Annotated in this window: 16 protein-coding genes; 2 read left to right on the top strand and 14 right to left on the bottom strand. The window is 49.0% G+C overall.

From position 1 onward, the window contains the following. Positions 1-2 precede the first annotated feature (2 nt). From Q4551_RS02815 to Q4551_RS02845, 7 genes are all read right to left on the bottom strand, one after another. Positions 3-986: a hemin ABC transporter substrate-binding protein gene (locus tag Q4551_RS02815; protein WP_303431676.1), complete on the bottom strand. Its 984-nt coding sequence runs from the start codon at positions 984-986 to the stop codon at positions 3-5. Next, positions 986-2,092 carry a hemin-degrading factor gene (locus Q4551_RS02820; protein WP_303431677.1) on the bottom strand — a complete coding sequence of 369 codons (1,107 nt, stop codon included), beginning with the start codon at positions 2,090-2,092 and terminating at the stop codon, positions 986-988. Before Q4551_RS02820 ends, Q4551_RS02815 begins: the two co-directional genes overlap by 1 nt. 2 nt (positions 2,093-2,094) lie before the next feature. After that, on the bottom strand, positions 2,095-3,228 hold the full coding sequence (locus Q4551_RS02825; RefSeq protein ID WP_303431678.1) for an HmuY family protein: 1,134 nt from the start codon (positions 3,226-3,228) through the stop codon (positions 2,095-2,097). A 135-nt stretch (positions 3,229-3,363) separates the two neighbouring features. Next, positions 3,364-5,490: a TonB-dependent siderophore receptor gene (locus Q4551_RS02830; RefSeq protein ID WP_303431679.1), complete on the bottom strand. Its 2,127-nt coding sequence runs from the start codon at positions 5,488-5,490 to the stop codon at positions 3,364-3,366. Positions 5,491-5,775: 285 nt separating this feature from the next. After that, positions 5,776-6,882, bottom strand: coding sequence for a YncE family protein (locus tag Q4551_RS02835; RefSeq protein WP_303431681.1), 1,107 nt, complete (start codon positions 6,880-6,882; stop codon positions 5,776-5,778). A gap of 43 nt (positions 6,883-6,925) precedes the next feature. Then, entirely contained in the window at positions 6,926-8,503 is a 1,578-nt protein-coding gene (locus Q4551_RS02840) for a SulP family inorganic anion transporter (RefSeq protein ID WP_303431683.1), read from the bottom strand. Positions 8,504-8,762: 259 nt separating this feature from the next. Further along, positions 8,763-9,017, bottom strand: a complete 255-nt coding sequence (locus Q4551_RS02845; RefSeq protein ID WP_303431684.1) for a hypothetical protein — start codon at positions 9,015-9,017, stop codon at positions 8,763-8,765. Positions 9,018-9,341: 324 nt separating this feature from the next. Here Q4551_RS02845 and Q4551_RS02850 point away from each other — a divergent pair, with 324 nt between their 5' ends. After that, entirely contained in the window at positions 9,342-9,788 is a 447-nt protein-coding gene (locus Q4551_RS02850) for a bacteriohemerythrin (protein WP_303431685.1), read from the top strand. 149 nt (positions 9,789-9,937) lie between these two features. On the opposite strand, the gene Q4551_RS02855 is transcribed toward Q4551_RS02850, so the two are convergent. The 5 genes from Q4551_RS02855 to Q4551_RS02875 form a co-directional block, all read right to left on the bottom strand. Next, positions 9,938-10,576, bottom strand: coding sequence for a LysE family translocator (locus tag Q4551_RS02855; RefSeq protein ID WP_303431687.1), 639 nt, complete (start codon positions 10,574-10,576; stop codon positions 9,938-9,940). Positions 10,577-10,669: 93 nt separating this feature from the next. Continuing rightward, positions 10,670-10,966, bottom strand: coding sequence for a hypothetical protein (locus tag Q4551_RS02860; RefSeq protein WP_303431688.1), 297 nt, complete (start codon positions 10,964-10,966; stop codon positions 10,670-10,672). A gap of 80 nt (positions 10,967-11,046) precedes the next feature. Next, complete coding sequence (locus tag Q4551_RS02865) at positions 11,047-11,310, bottom strand: Txe/YoeB family addiction module toxin (protein ID WP_303431689.1); 264 nt, start codon at positions 11,308-11,310, stop codon at positions 11,047-11,049. Then, the gene (locus tag Q4551_RS02870) at positions 11,307-11,549 is read right to left on the bottom strand and encodes a type II toxin-antitoxin system Phd/YefM family antitoxin (protein WP_303431690.1); all 243 of its coding nucleotides are present in this window, start codon (positions 11,547-11,549) and stop codon (positions 11,307-11,309) included. The genes Q4551_RS02865 and Q4551_RS02870 overlap by 4 nt, the downstream gene beginning before the upstream one ends. A 659-nt stretch (positions 11,550-12,208) precedes the next feature. Continuing rightward, positions 12,209-14,875: a TrlF family AAA-like ATPase gene (locus tag Q4551_RS02875; protein ID WP_303431692.1), complete on the bottom strand. Its 2,667-nt coding sequence runs from the start codon at positions 14,873-14,875 to the stop codon at positions 12,209-12,211. Positions 14,876-15,354: 479 nt separating this feature from the next. Between Q4551_RS02875 and Q4551_RS02880 the strand changes: the two genes are divergently transcribed. After that, on the top strand, positions 15,355-15,525 hold the full coding sequence (locus Q4551_RS02880; protein ID WP_303431693.1) for a type II toxin-antitoxin system YoeB family toxin: 171 nt from the start codon (positions 15,355-15,357) through the stop codon (positions 15,523-15,525). Positions 15,526-15,580: 55 nt separating this feature from the next. On the opposite strand, the gene Q4551_RS02885 is transcribed toward Q4551_RS02880, so the two are convergent. Further along, positions 15,581-15,946 (bottom strand): hypothetical protein, encoded by a 366-nt coding sequence (locus tag Q4551_RS02885; protein ID WP_303431694.1) that lies wholly within the window; start codon positions 15,944-15,946, stop codon positions 15,581-15,583. Positions 15,947-16,545: 599 nt separating this feature from the next. Next, on the bottom strand, positions 16,546-16,824 hold the full coding sequence (locus Q4551_RS02890) for a hypothetical protein (RefSeq protein WP_303431695.1): 279 nt from the start codon (positions 16,822-16,824) through the stop codon (positions 16,546-16,548). Positions 16,825-16,898 lie beyond the last annotated feature (74 nt).

The following is a 16,898-nucleotide window of genomic DNA, read 5'->3' on the forward strand; positions in this document are numbered from 1 at the left end:
TGTTACATCCCCGTCGCCCGCGACTTACTCACCGGCTCATTGGTCTGGGGGTACAGAATGGTCTGTAACTGCTGGATAGCATCGGGTAACCGCGGCCCAAACCCCAACATCAGGCTGACATCCACCGTATGGATACGACCTTGTTGACTGGCAGGCGTCATGGCCAGGGACTGCTGCAGTGATTCTGGCACCTCATCATCAAGCTGTGCCACCAGCACAACGTCCGGTGCAGCCTGCAAGGCACCTTCGGCGCTCACCGGCTTATAGCCGCTGTAACCCATGGCATTGCTGGCTCCGACCAGCGCCAGCATGGCATCGGCCTGCGTACCGGAGCCTGACGCCATCATGCCCCGGCTACCAGCGCCGAGCAGAAACATAACGGATGAGGCATCATCCGCCGGCATCTGCTGCAGCAGTGCCTGGCTGCGCTGATGAATACGTTCAACCAATGCCTGCCCTTCGCTCTCTTTACCCAGCGCTCCGGCAACGGCGGTGATTTTATCGAGCACCCCCTGTAACGAATAATGATTCGCTACCCGCACAACCCGTATGCCAGCCTGCTTCAGCTGGATAAAGACCATCTCTGGCCCAGCGGCCTCGGTCGTGATCACCAGATCGGGTTGCATCGACAAGATGCCTTCAGCGGACAGTTGCCGCATATACCCGACATCGGGTAATTCAGTCGCGGCTTGCGGAAAACGGCTGGTGGTATCCACCGCCACCAGGCGATCCTGGGCACCCAGCTGATAGATGATTTCAGTAATCGAACCGTCGATACTCACCACCCGCTGAGGTGCCCCTGCCGCCTTCCCATCCTGCGCCCACGCCGTAACGGGAAACAACAGACCGGCAAAGACCGTCGCCGCCGACATAAAGGCAAGCAGCGAGAATATGGCGAACAACGACGCCAGCCGGTCAGGGCGTTCAGCCGCGATTGACCGACTCTCGGCACCACGTGCCGCTGACGACCGGTGCAGGTTATCCATCAGGCAACTCCTTCTTGCTCCAGCGCATAGTGCTGTTGCAAGTTTTCCAGAATCAACCGCCAGCCTTCCAGTTCTGGCTGGCCGTTTTTACGTTCACCAAACATCAAGACCAGCTGATTGCCATCGCCGTCGTACAGTTCCAATGAACTGACCACGCCATCCACGGTGGGTTTCCGCACCAGCCAGGCGCGATCAATCAGGGTGGTTTTGGCATGCAGGTTGAAGCCTTTATCCATGATATTAAACCAGTCGCCGGTACGTACCAGGTTGCTGATCGGGCCAGTATGAATCTGTATCACGCCCTCACTGCCAACAAACAGCATGATCGACAACCCCGAAGCCTGCGCCGCTTCCAGCGCGGCAACAAACACCTCCGGAGCCAGTTCGGTCGCGTATTCCTCACCAATCACTTCGTAGGCATTTATCCGGTTCAGGTGGTACTTTTTCAGCAGCGCCTGAAAATGATGAACATCCTTCAATGCCGACCAGTCCTGACGCAACGCCGTCACATCCAGATCGGCAGGTGTGGTTTCGGGTGCGGTTTCAGGCGTTGTCTCTGGCAAAGGCTCCAGTACCATTCCCGGGGTTTGGTCCTCGGATTGAAAACGTGCCAGCAGCTGGGTGTATTGCTCCTGATCCGAAGCCTCGGTCAGATAGATCTTGTGTACGGCCTCTCCACGGCCATTAAAGAATTGCAGGCTGCGTCGCATGCCGTCGGCACCCGGCAGTGGCTCTTCCACCGCAAAGCCATACACAAAACGACTAAAGAAAATCCGCAGGTCTATAACGCCCAGCGCCAGGCCCATATTGCCGTTAACGGTCAGGCCTTTGTATTGACCGGTCTTTTCATGAACCATGGCGTTATTACGCGTCAATGCCATAACCTCACCGAGCAATTCGATATCCCGCAGCAAGCGCTTGAAATCACCGCCAAGCCGCACGACGCGACCGCCCCCGGACTCACCATCAAGCAAGCGGGTCGCCAACAGCTCCCCCTCACTGGCGCCCAGCCGTAACGCGGCGTCCCGAATCCGCATTTTGGGTTCTTGCTGCCGCAACGATTGCCATTGCTCCGCCAACACGTGAATATCAGTAACGTTCGTCATTATTACTCTCCTGTCGACATTGTTTGAAAGCGGATTTCCGGGCTGCCGGATGCTCCCAGGCTGTAATAGTCCGACACTTGCAGCGTGAAGTAGCTGGCACTGTCATCAGTGCTGTCGGTATCAATCAGATAGGTACGGAAGTTGGGCCACAGCAGATGTCCGCCATTGAGGTTATAGGCGTACCAGCTGTCATCCGAGAATGGGTTGGAGCTGCTGTCTTCACTGTAGTGGCTGGAAATATCATAGCTATCAACCAGCGTGGCACTGGTGTAATCCGCCAACTCGGTCGCATCAATGGAACCAAAGACGGCACCATCACCATCGCCATACACTCCGCCATTGGTCCAGATATTAATTGCCCGGTTGCTGGTATCGACTTCATAAAGCAGGTCCCAGTCGGCACTGTTTTCGTCACAATCCACTTCGCTGGCGCTATCCAGATCCAGACATAACATGGTTGCATCGTCTGCAAAAGTGGCGCTGACACTCTGTTCTGTCCCGGCAAACTGCGCAGTATCCGCTGCCTGCGTTGTAAAACGGGCGGTGATATCGGTGTAACTGGCCACATCCAGGAAGACCTTGCTGTAGGTCTCGCCATCGGCATGGCGCAACAACCATCCAACCGTCGTATTGGCCGCAATCTGATGGGTGCTGGTATCGTATTCATACCAGTCAGCCCAGGCCGCTTCGTTGGCATCGGTGCTGAACGTCAAGGCGCTGGTGTCGTAACTGACCTCCAGAGCAGCTGCTTCGGTATCGGCAACCGCATTGGTAAAGACCGAGACATCAGCTGCGCCGTCGTCATCGTAGAATTCGTCTTGTGCATCCGCCAGTGCCACCTGCACATTGCCACTGCCAGATACCCCACCATTCAACTTGATGGCCGTACGACGAAAGGCCAGCTGCCAGTCCGTCGAGGTAGCGGCTTCTTCATCAGTCAGATCCAGCGTTGCCCCGGTTGTCAGACTGACGTAGACCCAGGCATCGTAATCCGCGGCGTTGATTTGCAAGCTGCTATAGCTGACATCCTCCGCACCGGAATCGCTGTCATCACTGTCGCTGTCATCGCTGCTGCCACAACTGGCCAGCAACATGGCAGCCATCAGTACTGAAAAAGATTGGTATCGCTGTTTCATAAAACACTCCGTTGAATAGCGTTATTGTTGTTAAACATGTGAACCAGCTATGAAAGTTCACGATGTAAATTATCGATATGCGTTCACTGCATGGATTAACTGCACAGCTTGCCGGCATGGCCTGAGCCACCAGAATCAGAAGGTCAGCTCAAACCCGGCATAAGGAAAGCGGCCCTCTGTCGGGCGGCGATCATAGGAGTCACTCGGGTCGCGGACGCTGTCAGTCAGATTATTGACCCCGGCATACCAGCGTAACGCCGGGTTGAACTGCCAGTTGCCTTTGATATCCCACTGCCAATAACCCGCCGACATCTGGTTTTCCGTGCCGCTGTCTTCATCTTCCACCTCGGTATAAGACGAACCGACGTACTCCGATATCAACGTCAGGTCGACCGTGTCGCTGACATCCCACATCCACAAGCCTTTGGCGTGATGCCGCGAACGCTCTGTCAGTGCGACGCCCAGCTCAAGATCGCGGGCATCCAGCAAGGAATACGACAGGCGTTGCTGAAAACGGGGGGAAAACTGCCACTGGACGGCAACATCAGCACCTCGCGTCATGGCACTGGCAATATTGCTGTAGCGATAAATCACCACGGTGCCGCTCTGTTCTGTCTCGCCAGTAGAAACCGCTTCGATCAGATCCGTGATCTGGTTATGGTATGCCGACACTTCCAGATGCAGCCGTTTGCCATCCGTTATTGTCGCCGACAGTTGCACACTGCGGCTTTGCTCCGGCTGCAGGTCTTCGTCACCCAGCACCTTGTAGCCGTTCACACTGTGATCAAACACGTAATAGCGGTTTTTCAGATTGGGCACCCGGTAACCCATCCCGATCGATTGTCGGGTCTGGATCTGCCAGTCACCCTTTCCCAGTGACCATTGCCATTTCTGGCGACTGGCCAAAGCCGGCGACAGATAACCGCCAAAATCACTGTCGTTTTGCCAACGCAATCCCGGCGACAGCTCCATCTCAACCAAACCGGCACCCTGTTGGCTTCCTGAATATTGCTGCGTCAAGGTTCCCTGCATAAAAGCCTCGACACTGTGGCGGGTTTCGTTCGGCACTTCGACGGTATCCACCAGGCAATAACCACTATCCAGAGTGGTGGTGGTCGAGGTACTGCCAACACCGGAGCAACTCAGCTTGATCTCCTGCTTCTGCTGTTCCATTTGTTCGCCAAAATGTTCAAGGCCGGTCACCATCTGCAGTGACGTACTTCCCAGCGTCCATTGCGGCGCTTGCCACTGGGTCATCAACTTGTATTGGCTATAATCGGCTGAACGCCAGAGATTACCGGCCAGAATGGCGTCATCCACCACCAGCTGGGCGGTATCATCCGTCTGCTGTTCGTACAACACGCTGGCTGACAGCCGCCCCGCCAGCAGCGCCTGATCAACATTGGCGGCCAGTCGCCAACGTTCCAGCTGCTCTTCCTTGGCGCCTTCTTGATTGCTGCTGGTCAACTGTCGGTTAACCAGATCTTCTTTATATTGCTCTAGTCGTATCGTCGCATGGCCATCCACCGCTCCGGGCCCTGCAGTCCCCCAGCGTTCCTGCCAGGATGCCGCCAGCGTGGTTTTGGTACCGTCAAAACCGTTACTGCTCCAGCTGTCGTCGTACAGATCGATATCCGAGCTTTTGCGCTGATCGGCACTCAGACTCAGCTGACGGTGACTGCTCAGGGCCAGATCGGCGGTGGCCAGATAATGACGCTGGGGCAACAGCTCATCCGACAACTCCCGCTCCTCGCCATAACTGCCAGCATCCATCGCCAACCGGTAACGGGTTTCGCCTGTCATATCGCGAGTGATGATATTCACCACACCCCCCATTGCCGCACTGCCATACAGGGACGACGCAGCCCCCGGTATCATTTCGATATGGTCGATATCCAGTGCAGACAGTTGCGACAGATCCACCATTGAACCGGTGGTTGCCGATACCGGCATACCGTCCACCAGAATCAGTACCCGCTCGCCGTCCAACCCTTGCACCTGAATCGACTCACCGGTCTTGCCGTGAATTTCCCGCATCTGCACTCCCGGTATCACCCGCAAGGCATCACGGATATCCCGGGTGTGTAAGCGCTGGATCGTGGTTTCATCAAGAATCAGAGTCCGGACCGGGGTATCGGCCAAGGGCCGCTGGCCACGCGTTGCCGTTACCACCAGGGTATCCAGATAAAAGACATCGGCGTCTTCCTGAAGCGGCGTTTCTGCCGCAACGTCTTCCGCGATAACAACAGGCGTATATGTCACAACCACCAACAGGCCAACCGCCAGACAACTGCATCGCATTTGCTTTACCGTACCTTTAACAACACATCAGAGAGATAAAAAACCCAAATGGGAATGAGCCTCATTATCCACAACATTCATTAAAATACAATGCTAATACGAATCAGTATCAATAATGACATTAAAAAAACGCCTTGCCGCAATGCGACAAAGCGCTTCAGAACAACCGGCCTGGCCATCGGCCAATCAGTCACAAGGAAGAGTCAGGCGTCAATGATTGTGGACATCAGGCGATATCAGGCGATATCAGGCAGGCCAAGCAAACAGGTGTGAGCCGGAAACATAGGTGCTTGCCACCACGACTTCCGGAGTAGCAAACACATCGGCAACGGCAATTTTGAGGATTTTGGGTACCCGATCATACGTCACCAGAAAATAGCGACCATCTTTCGTCAAGGTCACTCCCCGCGGCCGTACCAGCGTCAATGAATGCACCATGCGCTGTTCGGCAATCGACCAGAAGGTCACCAGGTCGGCATCAGGGTGTGTTACCAGCGCCATGCCGTTGGCAATCGCGACACTGAGGGCTTCACCTGTCATGCGTTTAACAATGGCTTCCGGTTGTGTCATCGAGGCCATCGGCAACCCTTGCGGACGAATACTGACACCGCCGTTTGCACGGAGGCTCATGCCAGTACGTGGCGCTGACACCACCACCAGACTGCCATCTTCCGCAATCGCCACATGGCCGGTATTGAGGTCCGTGCGGGTCAACACCACCCGTTCAAGCAATTGCTGGCTGGCCACATCCACATAACAGACGCAAGGTATTGCTCCCCCCATTGGCCCACCGGCATTGGTGATCACCAGTGTTTTACCATTATCAATCAGGGTGCACTCATGAGGCTCTTTGCCATAGCTGGGGAATTCCCCGAGATACGCCAGCGAGTCTGCATCACGCACCGCAATAACACCCTCCAGGCCATCCAGACGGGTTTCTGTACTGAACAGCTGCTGATTGTCAGCGGAATAAGCCCCGTGCCCGTAAAAATAGCGCCCGGGACGAGCATCGATTTTACGGCTCAGACGCCGCGCCCCCAGATCTACCTCGGCGGCATGTGGACCTTTTTTCTCAAACACCGCCAGCCGGTCAGGGGCGTCAGGGTGCCAGTGAATACCGTGTGGGAAAAAATCCAGATCGATCAGATCCGTCTGCTGTTGCTGCAGATCCACCAGCGCCAGCACGTAGCGCTGGCCGCTGCCATCCGGATTCATAAAACGACCACCGCCCAGCAGCAAATCGCCTTGGCGCTGACTGCAGCCGGTGGCCATCACAGACAAGGCCGAGACAGACAAGGACATGGCCGGCACCGCTGCCAACCAGCCAAGCAAATTACGTCGCGATAGCGTCATGAGGCAGCCTCGTCTGATCAGCTTGTGCAAGTTACCCTGGTGGTTAAGCCAGCTCGTCAACCGCTACCTTGTAATTGGGGTCTTCGATCACGTTGACCTCACACAAGCTGCCAGCCTGTTTCAGCAAGGTGCGACATTCCTGACTCAAGTGCAGCAAATGGATTTCCTTGCCCTCGGCAATATAACGCTCCGCCAGTGTATCAATGGCTTCCAGCGCAGAATGATCCATGACCCGACTATCGGCAAAATCGATAATCACCTTGGTCGGATCATTGCTTACGTCGAACAGATCCTTGAACGAGGCCACCGATCCAAAAAACAGCGGCCCATACAGCTTGTAGACCTTGGAGCCATCCTCCTGCTTCTGGCTGAGCACATGGATACGCTTGGCACCCTGCCAGGCAAACACCAGCGCCGACACCACGACACCAATAATCACCGCAATGGCCAGATCCGTCAGTACCGTCACCACGGTCACCAGCACCAGCACAAACAGGTCGTGTTTTGGGATCTTGCCGACCATACGGAAACTGGCCCACTCGAACGTGCCAATCACCACCATAAACATGACCCCTACCAGCGCGGCGATCGGAATTTGCTCGATCAGCGGAGAAGCGAACAGGATAAAACTCAGCAAAAACAGCGCCGCCGCAATACCCGACAAACGACCACGACCACCCGAGCTGACATTGATAATCGACTGGCCAATCATGGCACAACCACCCATGCCGCCAATAAAGCCAGTCACAACATTGGCTGTCCCTTGGGCAACACACTCCTTGTTGCCCCGGCCGCGAGTGTTGGTCATCTCATCGATCACTGTGACGGTCAGCAGCGACTCAATCAAACCAATGGCCGCAAAAATGGCCGAATACGGCAGGATAAACATCAGGGTTTCCAGATTGAACGGCACATCCGGTACACCGATCGGCGGCAAGCCCCCGGCAATACTGGCCAGATCACCCACTGTACGGGTATCCAGATCCAGACCAAACGCCAGCAGGCTGGCCACCAGAATACCGGCCAACGCCGACGGTACGGCCTTGGTCAACTTGGGCAGGTTGATGGTGATAAACATGGTCAGCGCAATCAGGCCAAGCATCACGTACAACTGCATGCCACTGAACCATTCACCGCTTAACCAGCCCCATTTACCTTCGGGGGTGCTGATTTGCAACTGTGGCAACTGCGCCAGAAAAATCACAATCGCCAGGCCATTCACAAACCCCAGCATGACAGGATGAGGCACCAGGCGGATAAACTTGCCCAGTCGCAACGCCCCGGCCGCGATCTGGATAACCCCCATCAGCACCACCGCTGCCAGCAAATACTGCAGCCCCATGCCATCGCCATACATGCGTTCGGCATCGGCCACCAGCGCCACCATCACCACCGCCAAGGCACCGGTTGCACCGGAAATCATCCCGGGACGACCACCGATACAAGCCGTAATCAGACCCACCATAAACGCGGCGTACAACCCCACCAGAGGATGAACACCGGCAACAAAAGCAAACGCCACCGCTTCAGGCACCAGCGCCAAAGCCACCGTCAGACCGGATAACACATCCGTTTTGATGTTGGGAGAGAATGTTTCAGCAAACTCACGAAAGAAAGACATGGTATTGGATACCCCCAGGAACCGGAAAGCCGCGCACTATACCAGCACAAGGCGCCAAATTCAGGATCGATCGACAGCAATGCGCTCATATCCATTCAGCCATCGTCGCCAAACAAAGAGTGTCACTCCAAAGGTAATATGCGCATCAATCGCCATACAATCCAATATATCCAACACAATCCATCAAAAGGCAACAACCCCATTCGTTACTCCCCTTCACCAAAGTTCACCAAAGCCGACGAAACGGAGTGATACCTATTTACCCCTGGGTGGTGGATCTTTTGGTCATGGGACTGATCTGCCCGGCTTCCGGTATTTCTGAACCAGTAATCAGCCAATAAGCGTATTCTGGCCATAATTTTCCCAAGGCTTCCAGCTCTTCCGCATAGGGCTTGGCTATCTTGCTACTCATGTTTTCCCAACGCTTTGCCTTGATCCCAGTCGCTTTTTCAAGCATCGGACGAGTGTACCCCTCTTGTTTTATAACAAGATTGATCCGTTCAACGAGTTCCATATTCCAAACCAGAATTTCCCTAAACACCATGAATTCCCTAATATTTAGGGTGAGTGTTGAAGCCACTCGTTAGTATTAACCCAAACCCGAAAGCCTATCACGAACTGCCACTTTCCCGGCAGCCTCGCGAAACAAGGAGGTTTTGTGTCTTGTTTGTGAACTCATATGGTCGCCGTGAAAGCCAATTGATAACAGGGCACTGCTCATATCCGTTGCTTGCGAGTTATCAGCCGGAAGAGATACGGCAGCCAATCACCGACAATTATTTCGCATTCGAGTCATGTCACCCGCGCATTTTTATACCCAATGGTAAGGAAGGAACCTGTGCAACCGATTCGTTGGAGCCCGGAATTTGAAACCGGCATTGATATTATTGACACTCAGCACAAGCGTATTTTTGACTACCTACAAGAAGTTGAGACTGCCATCAAGCAACGGGATGACCAGAAAATTCGAGCCGTCGCCAAAGCACTGATCGACTACTCCATTTCACACAACGCCTTCGAAGAAAAACTCATGGAGCAAGCAAATTATCCGGTATTAAAGGCCCATGCCAAAGTGCACGAAGCCTTTCGGCGGCGAGCGCTCAGCTACGATCAGAGACTGGAAGATGGCGAAGACAGCATCAAAGTCGCCAAAGAAGTGCGCTCAGACATTGGCTTGTGGCTGACCAATCACATTCAACGCGATGACAAACATTATGTCCCTTATGTCAAAAAAACGCTGGAGGGCAACTTTGTTCGACGCATGGTGAAACGCTTTTTCGCTTAAATACAAATAAAGCCAGCCTGCATCCGTGAACAGAATGCACTCTGACTCTGAATGCAAAGACTTTTTTTGGGGGGCTATACAGTCTGAACGCTTTACTCACCGGCAAATCATGAGCGAAATCGAGTAACTTATCCGGGAGCAACAAATTGTTATGTAGAAGCTTTACTTGATGTAGAGAGAAACACACCTGCACTGATAAAAACACCACCAGTTATTCTATTAAAATATTTAGCCCTACCTTCTTTGAGCAACCAATTTGACGACTTAGCACCCAAGTATGAATATATCGTCAACCAAGAAATCTCCATAACTGCAAAAGTAATTGCGAACACCCAATACTGTATTAATAGCGACTCAGATGTGTTAATAAATTGAGGGAATAAAGCAGTAAAAAACACTATTGCTTTTGGGTTACTGGCCCCAACAATGAAGCCACCAACATAAAGAGATTTTTTTGTGACCACTGGCATTGTTTTTTCTTGTTCAGATATTTGATAAGTCTCTTGTTTGGAAGCAAGAGCTTTATATCCTAAATATATTAAATAAATTGCACCAGACCATTTTATAATATTAAAAGCCACTTCTGATGTAGCAACAACCACCCCTAGACCAGAAAATGACAAGGTCATTATACTAACAATTGCTGTAAGACTGCCTAAAGCAGTAAACATAGAATTTCGAAAGCCTTCGGTTACAGCCTTAGTCATACATAGCAGAACGCTAGGGCCTGGAGAAGCAGTTAATATTAATACCGCTAGTGAATAGTAAAACCAAGCTTCTACATTCATATATCTACCAATTTAAAGTTGTTTTTTAACTGATATTTCTTCGTCGCAGACACATAACACCGCATTAAGGTGTGAGCAACGCCACCACTCAACCTACTGCACCGTAACCCACTTGACCATGAAAATCACCATGAAAATAAAAGACATTTGTATGTCGGTAACAACAACTTCATTGGCTGACTCGCCATTTGAAACAACAATGGAGCCTTTTATCTTGGTTGGTTTGCTTGCAGAGTTAGTTGGCTCAGATATGTCGACATACCAATCATCACCAACTTTACGACCAACGTAAAACCCACCTCTTACCATATCAATTGCTTTTGATGCAGTGATTCCTTTTAGTTTTGCAAACTCCTCGACCGGAATCATTCCTTCTGGTGCATCTGACATAATGTATTTCCTTTTGATTGCCTAACGCCGCCAACAAGCGCCGACCGTAAGGAGGTCCATTGCCTGGCCTTATAAAGCTACTATTTATAATGAGTCCAAAGCTTGATAACTTTAATGGCGTTTTCTTTTTCTAGTACTTGGTAAACGAGACGATGCTGTATATTTATTCTTCTTGAATAGGAACCGGCTAGATCCCCAACAAGTTTTTCGTAGGGTGGAGGATTTTGGAAAGGATTAATTTCGATTACCTCTAGCAGCTCTTTCGCTTTGGCCTTGAGGCCAGAAGATGCAAGATTCCGAGCATCCTTTTGAGCTTGCTTGGTGTAATAAAGCTTCCAGCTCACCAATCAAGCTCCTGGTCACATTCACTGAGCTTAGTATCCAATCCTTCACGAATAGATTCCCGCATTCCAGGTAAAGAAAGCAGGTAAAGTGATTCGTTTATAGCGTTCCAATCCTCTTCTGCCAACAAGACTGCATTCCCTCTCTTGCCGGTAATGATGATAGGTTGGTGGCTAGCAGAAGCCTCATCTATCAAGGCGTACAGTTTTGAGCGTGCTTCAGTCGCATTAAGTATTGTCATAAGTCATCTCCGAACTCAAAGCGTACGTCTATACGTACGAGGTGTCAACATCCGGAAAAGCTTTAACGAACCTATAGAAAAACCTGTTTTCAGCCAGCTTTTCTCACAATAGCTCGTTTTCTGTTGTTTATTTTCGATTGCTGGTTTTTTCAGGCTTTGGTCATCTGTAGGCCAGATAGCATATCGCTTTCAGTGCCTGCATTAAGCCTGTATTTACTCTGTTTTACTGGCTGATCTGTCCATATTTTGCCAGTTTTTCTACATTGCGTACCAGGCAATCAAGCTGCTATTGAGTCTCATGGCTGGAGATGATGGCTTTAAAATAAGCAAACAGGATGATTTTCAGCAGAATCACCGGATCATAAACCGGACTGCTTTGGCTATCGTTCTTGTAAGGCTGGTAAAAAGCCGACAGATCCAGCTTTCAGAGATCAAATAGTGTAAGCATGCTCAAATGACCCCGGCTGCAACAGATCCTGATAATTAATGATCACCACCAATGTTTGATTGTCGTTGTAGTGATTGAACCTAGGCATCCGACACCCCTTTGACAAAAAGTCCATACCTGCAAGATTTGGGAGATTTTTCTACAGCCTGAACTCTTCACTCACCGGAATTTTGGGAGCGAAGCAAATAAAATTTCCGAGTGCAGTGACTTGTTAGGCCAACTCTTGAATGCCATATTTACGCTCTCTCTTCTCGAAAGCATAACTCCCACCTTCCAAAATATTACAAATCTCTGCTCTTATCCCTATGTTTTCTTTAACATTACCGTCTTCAACAGAACCTGAAGTATAGCGGATACTCTCACCTTGGTTATCAGCGATAATGATTTGTTCAGCATCGGTATTTACCACCAAGTTTGCATTGTGAGTAACTATGATAACTTGTCGATATTTCTTAATTTTCCTAAACAAGGGAACCAGCTGCGACATAATAAATTCATTGTCTAAGTCATCCTCCGGTTGATCAAATACAAATGGACTGCCGAACGGGTCTGTTGCTAATTTTAAACAAACGTAGAATGTACCCCGTTGACCAACAGATAATTTATTGACTGTTTTACCTTTGTACTGGAAATCTGCATTTGCATAAAGGTATCTTCTAATATTTGAAGGTGAGTAGAGGTAATTTAACAACTCAAATCGTCCTCCTTTATTAAAGAACTCAGGCTTCCAAAAGAACTCCTCAATACTTGTTGGAACTCCATCACAGTTGATGATTTTTTCGCCGGAAAGAAGTTTAAAAAAATCATCAATTGAACTTACGCAAAATGTTTCTTGCAACCGTTCAAAAGTAGATTTTTCACTTGTGTTTCTGAATTTTCCACGATTTAGGCATTCTTCAATTCCACTATAGAAATGACTTACATTAAATACGACATGACCGTTAATATGTATGTCTGAAAGAATTTCCTGAACTAATTCATTTTGCTCGTCATTCCAGCCGGGCTGTTGTATCTTAAGTTTCTGAAAAGCCTGATCTATATTGTCTTTTTGGCAATCAATATACTCCTTGTACTTTAATGCAAGTCCACCACGCTCTTTAACAAATGCTTGATAATCCATCGTCTTTTGGTTTATCTCATCTAGTTTTGATGACGCCTGATCAATAGATTTTTGATATTCAGTCACTTTGCTTAACAAGGATGATATATCTTGATTGATACCTTGCTGTCTAAACTGGCTCGCTATTTCATTATTTGATACAGTTAGTGCTTCTATTTCTTTATTGCATATATCAATATTTTGATTAATGGGAGTTTTAATCAAAGACTCATCAATTAATGCTGCCTGATTGGTTGAGCAAGGATTGGTATTTAGGAGTGTGATTTTCTGATTTATTTCTATTGCGTGCCGATTCAAAAGAGCTAGGGTACTTCTTGCTTCATCGATGAAGTTATTTTTTTCGTTAATACTTTTTGAGTTCTTTTGATATTGTTCAATTAACAGCTTATTTTGTGGGTTGGTAAGTGTCCCAATTAACTGAATATTATTATCGATAACGCCTTGTTGATATTGTTGCGTATTAATACGCTGATTTTGAGAGTCAACATCTTCCCAATATTCAACGAACGAGCGATATTTACTCAGGTTATTTGATATTTCAGAACTGGTAACAGAATCAAATTCCACACCATGAATTCCTAGCATTCTTTTAATTTCGCCACTTAGATCATCAGGTTTTTGGCTAAAATGTTGAACATCTCCTTGAGAAACATGCAAATAGGAGTAGGTATTTGCCGATGAATCGAACTTTAATACTGTTCCATCACCTTGATCTAGTTCAACGCAAAGACTTTCTCCACTTACTCTTCGTGCATTTGAGTGCTCAGATTGGTGATTGAATCTTGAATGCATCGCATCTAGAAAAAGACTTTTACCTGTCCCTCTCCCGCCCACTATTGTGACTAGGTTTGGATTTAATGGGATAGTTTGACTAAAAAAGTTAATATCCTCTCCAGCAAATACCTTTCCACCTAACTCAACTGATTTAAACCAAGGCTTTATGTATGTGTTTTCGACAAAGTCGTCAGTTTGCTGAACTCTCAGATCTGGCTCAATAATAGATTGCCTTAAGCCTTCAAAGGTTGGTTTAGCCTTAACCCAAGAGTACATTGTTCCGATATCTTCCAACTTGTGAGCATCTGAAGCATGAAAAACCGGCTTTTGCTTCGCAGATGGATATCTATCCTCTTTAAGGAAAAAGTTCCTGTCTTGAGGTCGGCCTAAGATAATTTGGCACCGTTTCTCTATTTCTAGTGCAACAGCTAGTGACCTCCCTTCCGTCATATCAGGTCTAAAGCCACCATAACCATTTGGGCAAGCTGCTATTAAAAAATCGACTCCGAACTTTAAGTTGTTATTTAGATGAGTTATCAATGAATCAAATTTTACAATCGCTTCAGATATTTTAGTTTGAGAGTCAGCAAAAGACTTTTGGGAGCAATAGATATGCTTACCGTCAGAAGTTGTATTGGAGATTGGAAGTGTGGATAAAATGCTGTTTATCTGCTGAGTGGTAATATTTCCCGAAAATATACAATGGACGTTAATCCACTCACCGTCTTTATTTTGTTGATCAATACGAAACTCGAGGTTCCCTAAGACTGTATGTTCAACGCCTTTCTCTTGAAACTTTTCTCTGATTTCATCCAATTCATTATCTTTAAAGAAAAAGTAATTGGTAATCCCGGTTAGGCTAAGTCCTGAAGAGATTATTTTGTCAACAAACTCATCTATAGTAGAAGTCCCATATTCATTAGCTTGATGAGTATATGGAGAGTGAATGTGTAAATCCCATTTACTCCAAATTGATCCAATCATTTAATCTCCTTGAGTTTTAACTGTTGCCAAGTATGCGCATAGGGCCTAACGAGCCTGTAGAAAAACCTGTTTCTAACCCGCTTTTCCCGCCAACTACTCGTTCTCTGTTATTAATTGTCGATTGCCGGTTTTTCTCAGCCATCGTTTGTTTATTCTGTATTTCCGGCTTTTTCAGGCTTTTCAGACTTTGGTCGTCTGTAAACTCGATTCGTGCTTATTCCAGTGCCCGCTCTAAGACTGTATTTACTCTGGCTTCACAGGCTGTTTTGTTTCTCTGGCTAAAGTGGTTCAGTTCTTTGTTGGTACCGATATTACCGAATACCAATTCTACAACGGACATCCGGTGGCTGTCGATTTGTTGGGGCTATCTACTCGGTGTTTCATCCAGCCGGTTGTAGCTCAGTGGCCATTGGTCATTTAATAGGAAGCTGACCTGTCTTCCTGCCCCATGCCGGTGATCGGCTGAAGCGGGATTCTTCATGCAGAGGTGTTTTTTCGCAGTTCCGCATCACAGTAGCTCTCATTCAAAAAAGCATAACCTATCTGGATTTTGGTCAAAGTGCATATCCCAGAAGAATCGACTGATATATAACTTTGCTGATAATTCCATTTATATCTTCGCTATTGATAGGCACTACGACCCGCTCTAACGCCTGCATTTGAGGCTGGTTTGGAGCGCTGACGAACCGGCAGCGCCGGGGGTGATCAGCCACCAGGTACCTGGGTATATTTCAGGTAATCACAGAATTCAGCCTGATGGCGGCCGTTGGCAATAATGCCCCGCTTTTCCATAATGGCCTGCGTTCGCAACACATACCCCTTGAGGATAACCACCGGATCGGCGGAATCATCCATTTCATAGTCATCCATCACTTTTTCCTCACTATCCAGATCATCCAGCGCCTGAAGTGCGGCAGCCACCGAAAAGTCGTCTTCAATCCAGTATGACTGGGCGTTGTTATCCGGCACATAAGAAGGGCAACCCACTTCCGCCTGCGTTACACCGGCGAAAGTCAATGTTGCCAGATAAACACATCCGGCGGTCGAAGCTGCTTTAAAAAACCTGTTCATAATTATCTCGAAAGTAAATACCCTAAAGATCAGACCTGTACACCGGCCTGCCCATCCTGCTATCCAAAATGCCAGCGACCAACATCCCCGCACATTGGAATCATTCTGACGGCAACCTGAAGGGGACATCCATTTAATCCGGTGCTCACTCTGGGCTACCGGATGGTTTCGAATCACGAAGCCGACTTGCAGGCCTGACGGGTCAAGTCAAAAGTCGGCGACACCGAGTCGAGATCATCCGGCAGCCCCCGAAGGGCGCGGGTTGCCGCCGTCCAGTGCGGTGTTGACGAATTTGAAAAGGACTCGTCATTTCGCTGCATTCGTCGCCTTGCCCTGAACAACGGCAACACTCGCGCAGAGCCGTGCAGGATTAAATCGATGTCCCCTGAAGTCATCACCAGAATTACCCGCTGCCGAGACCTGTCCATAACCCGGAGATATCAGACCGACTACATCTCCTGTAACACCATCTCAGCAGGCTTATTATTGGCAATTTATTGGCAATACCATTCAGTGGCATTATTGATAACATCAACAGGAACCAGACTGGCCACCTGCTCTTCACTGGCAACAAAGCGACCATCACTACCGGCGCTTTCCTAGAAATTTTGTCTGTTTTCGCAATTGATACTGAGATTACCGATAAAATCGACTGCCTTGCCTTCACCCACTACGGTAATACGCCGGTTTGAAGTACCGGAATCAGCCGCCATAACCGGAAAGCCGACCCAGTCATTCCAATACATTTCAACGGCTTCACGATATAAAAAATCACCGCCATTAAAAGAAGAACCGATATCCGGCTTTGCGGCCGAGACAGTCAAAGGGCATGTTAATAAAGCGACCACAACAGTCCATATTGCATACGTTACAGACATAAATATTCACTCAACCTGATATCGGATTGATACACCAAAAAATCATGCGTTTGCAACCATCTACTCCGGATGCG

The sequence above is a fragment of the Oceanobacter sp. 5_MG-2023 genome, from assembly GCF_030548165.1.
Classification (GTDB): domain Bacteria; phylum Pseudomonadota; class Gammaproteobacteria; order Pseudomonadales; family Oceanobacteraceae; genus Oceanobacter.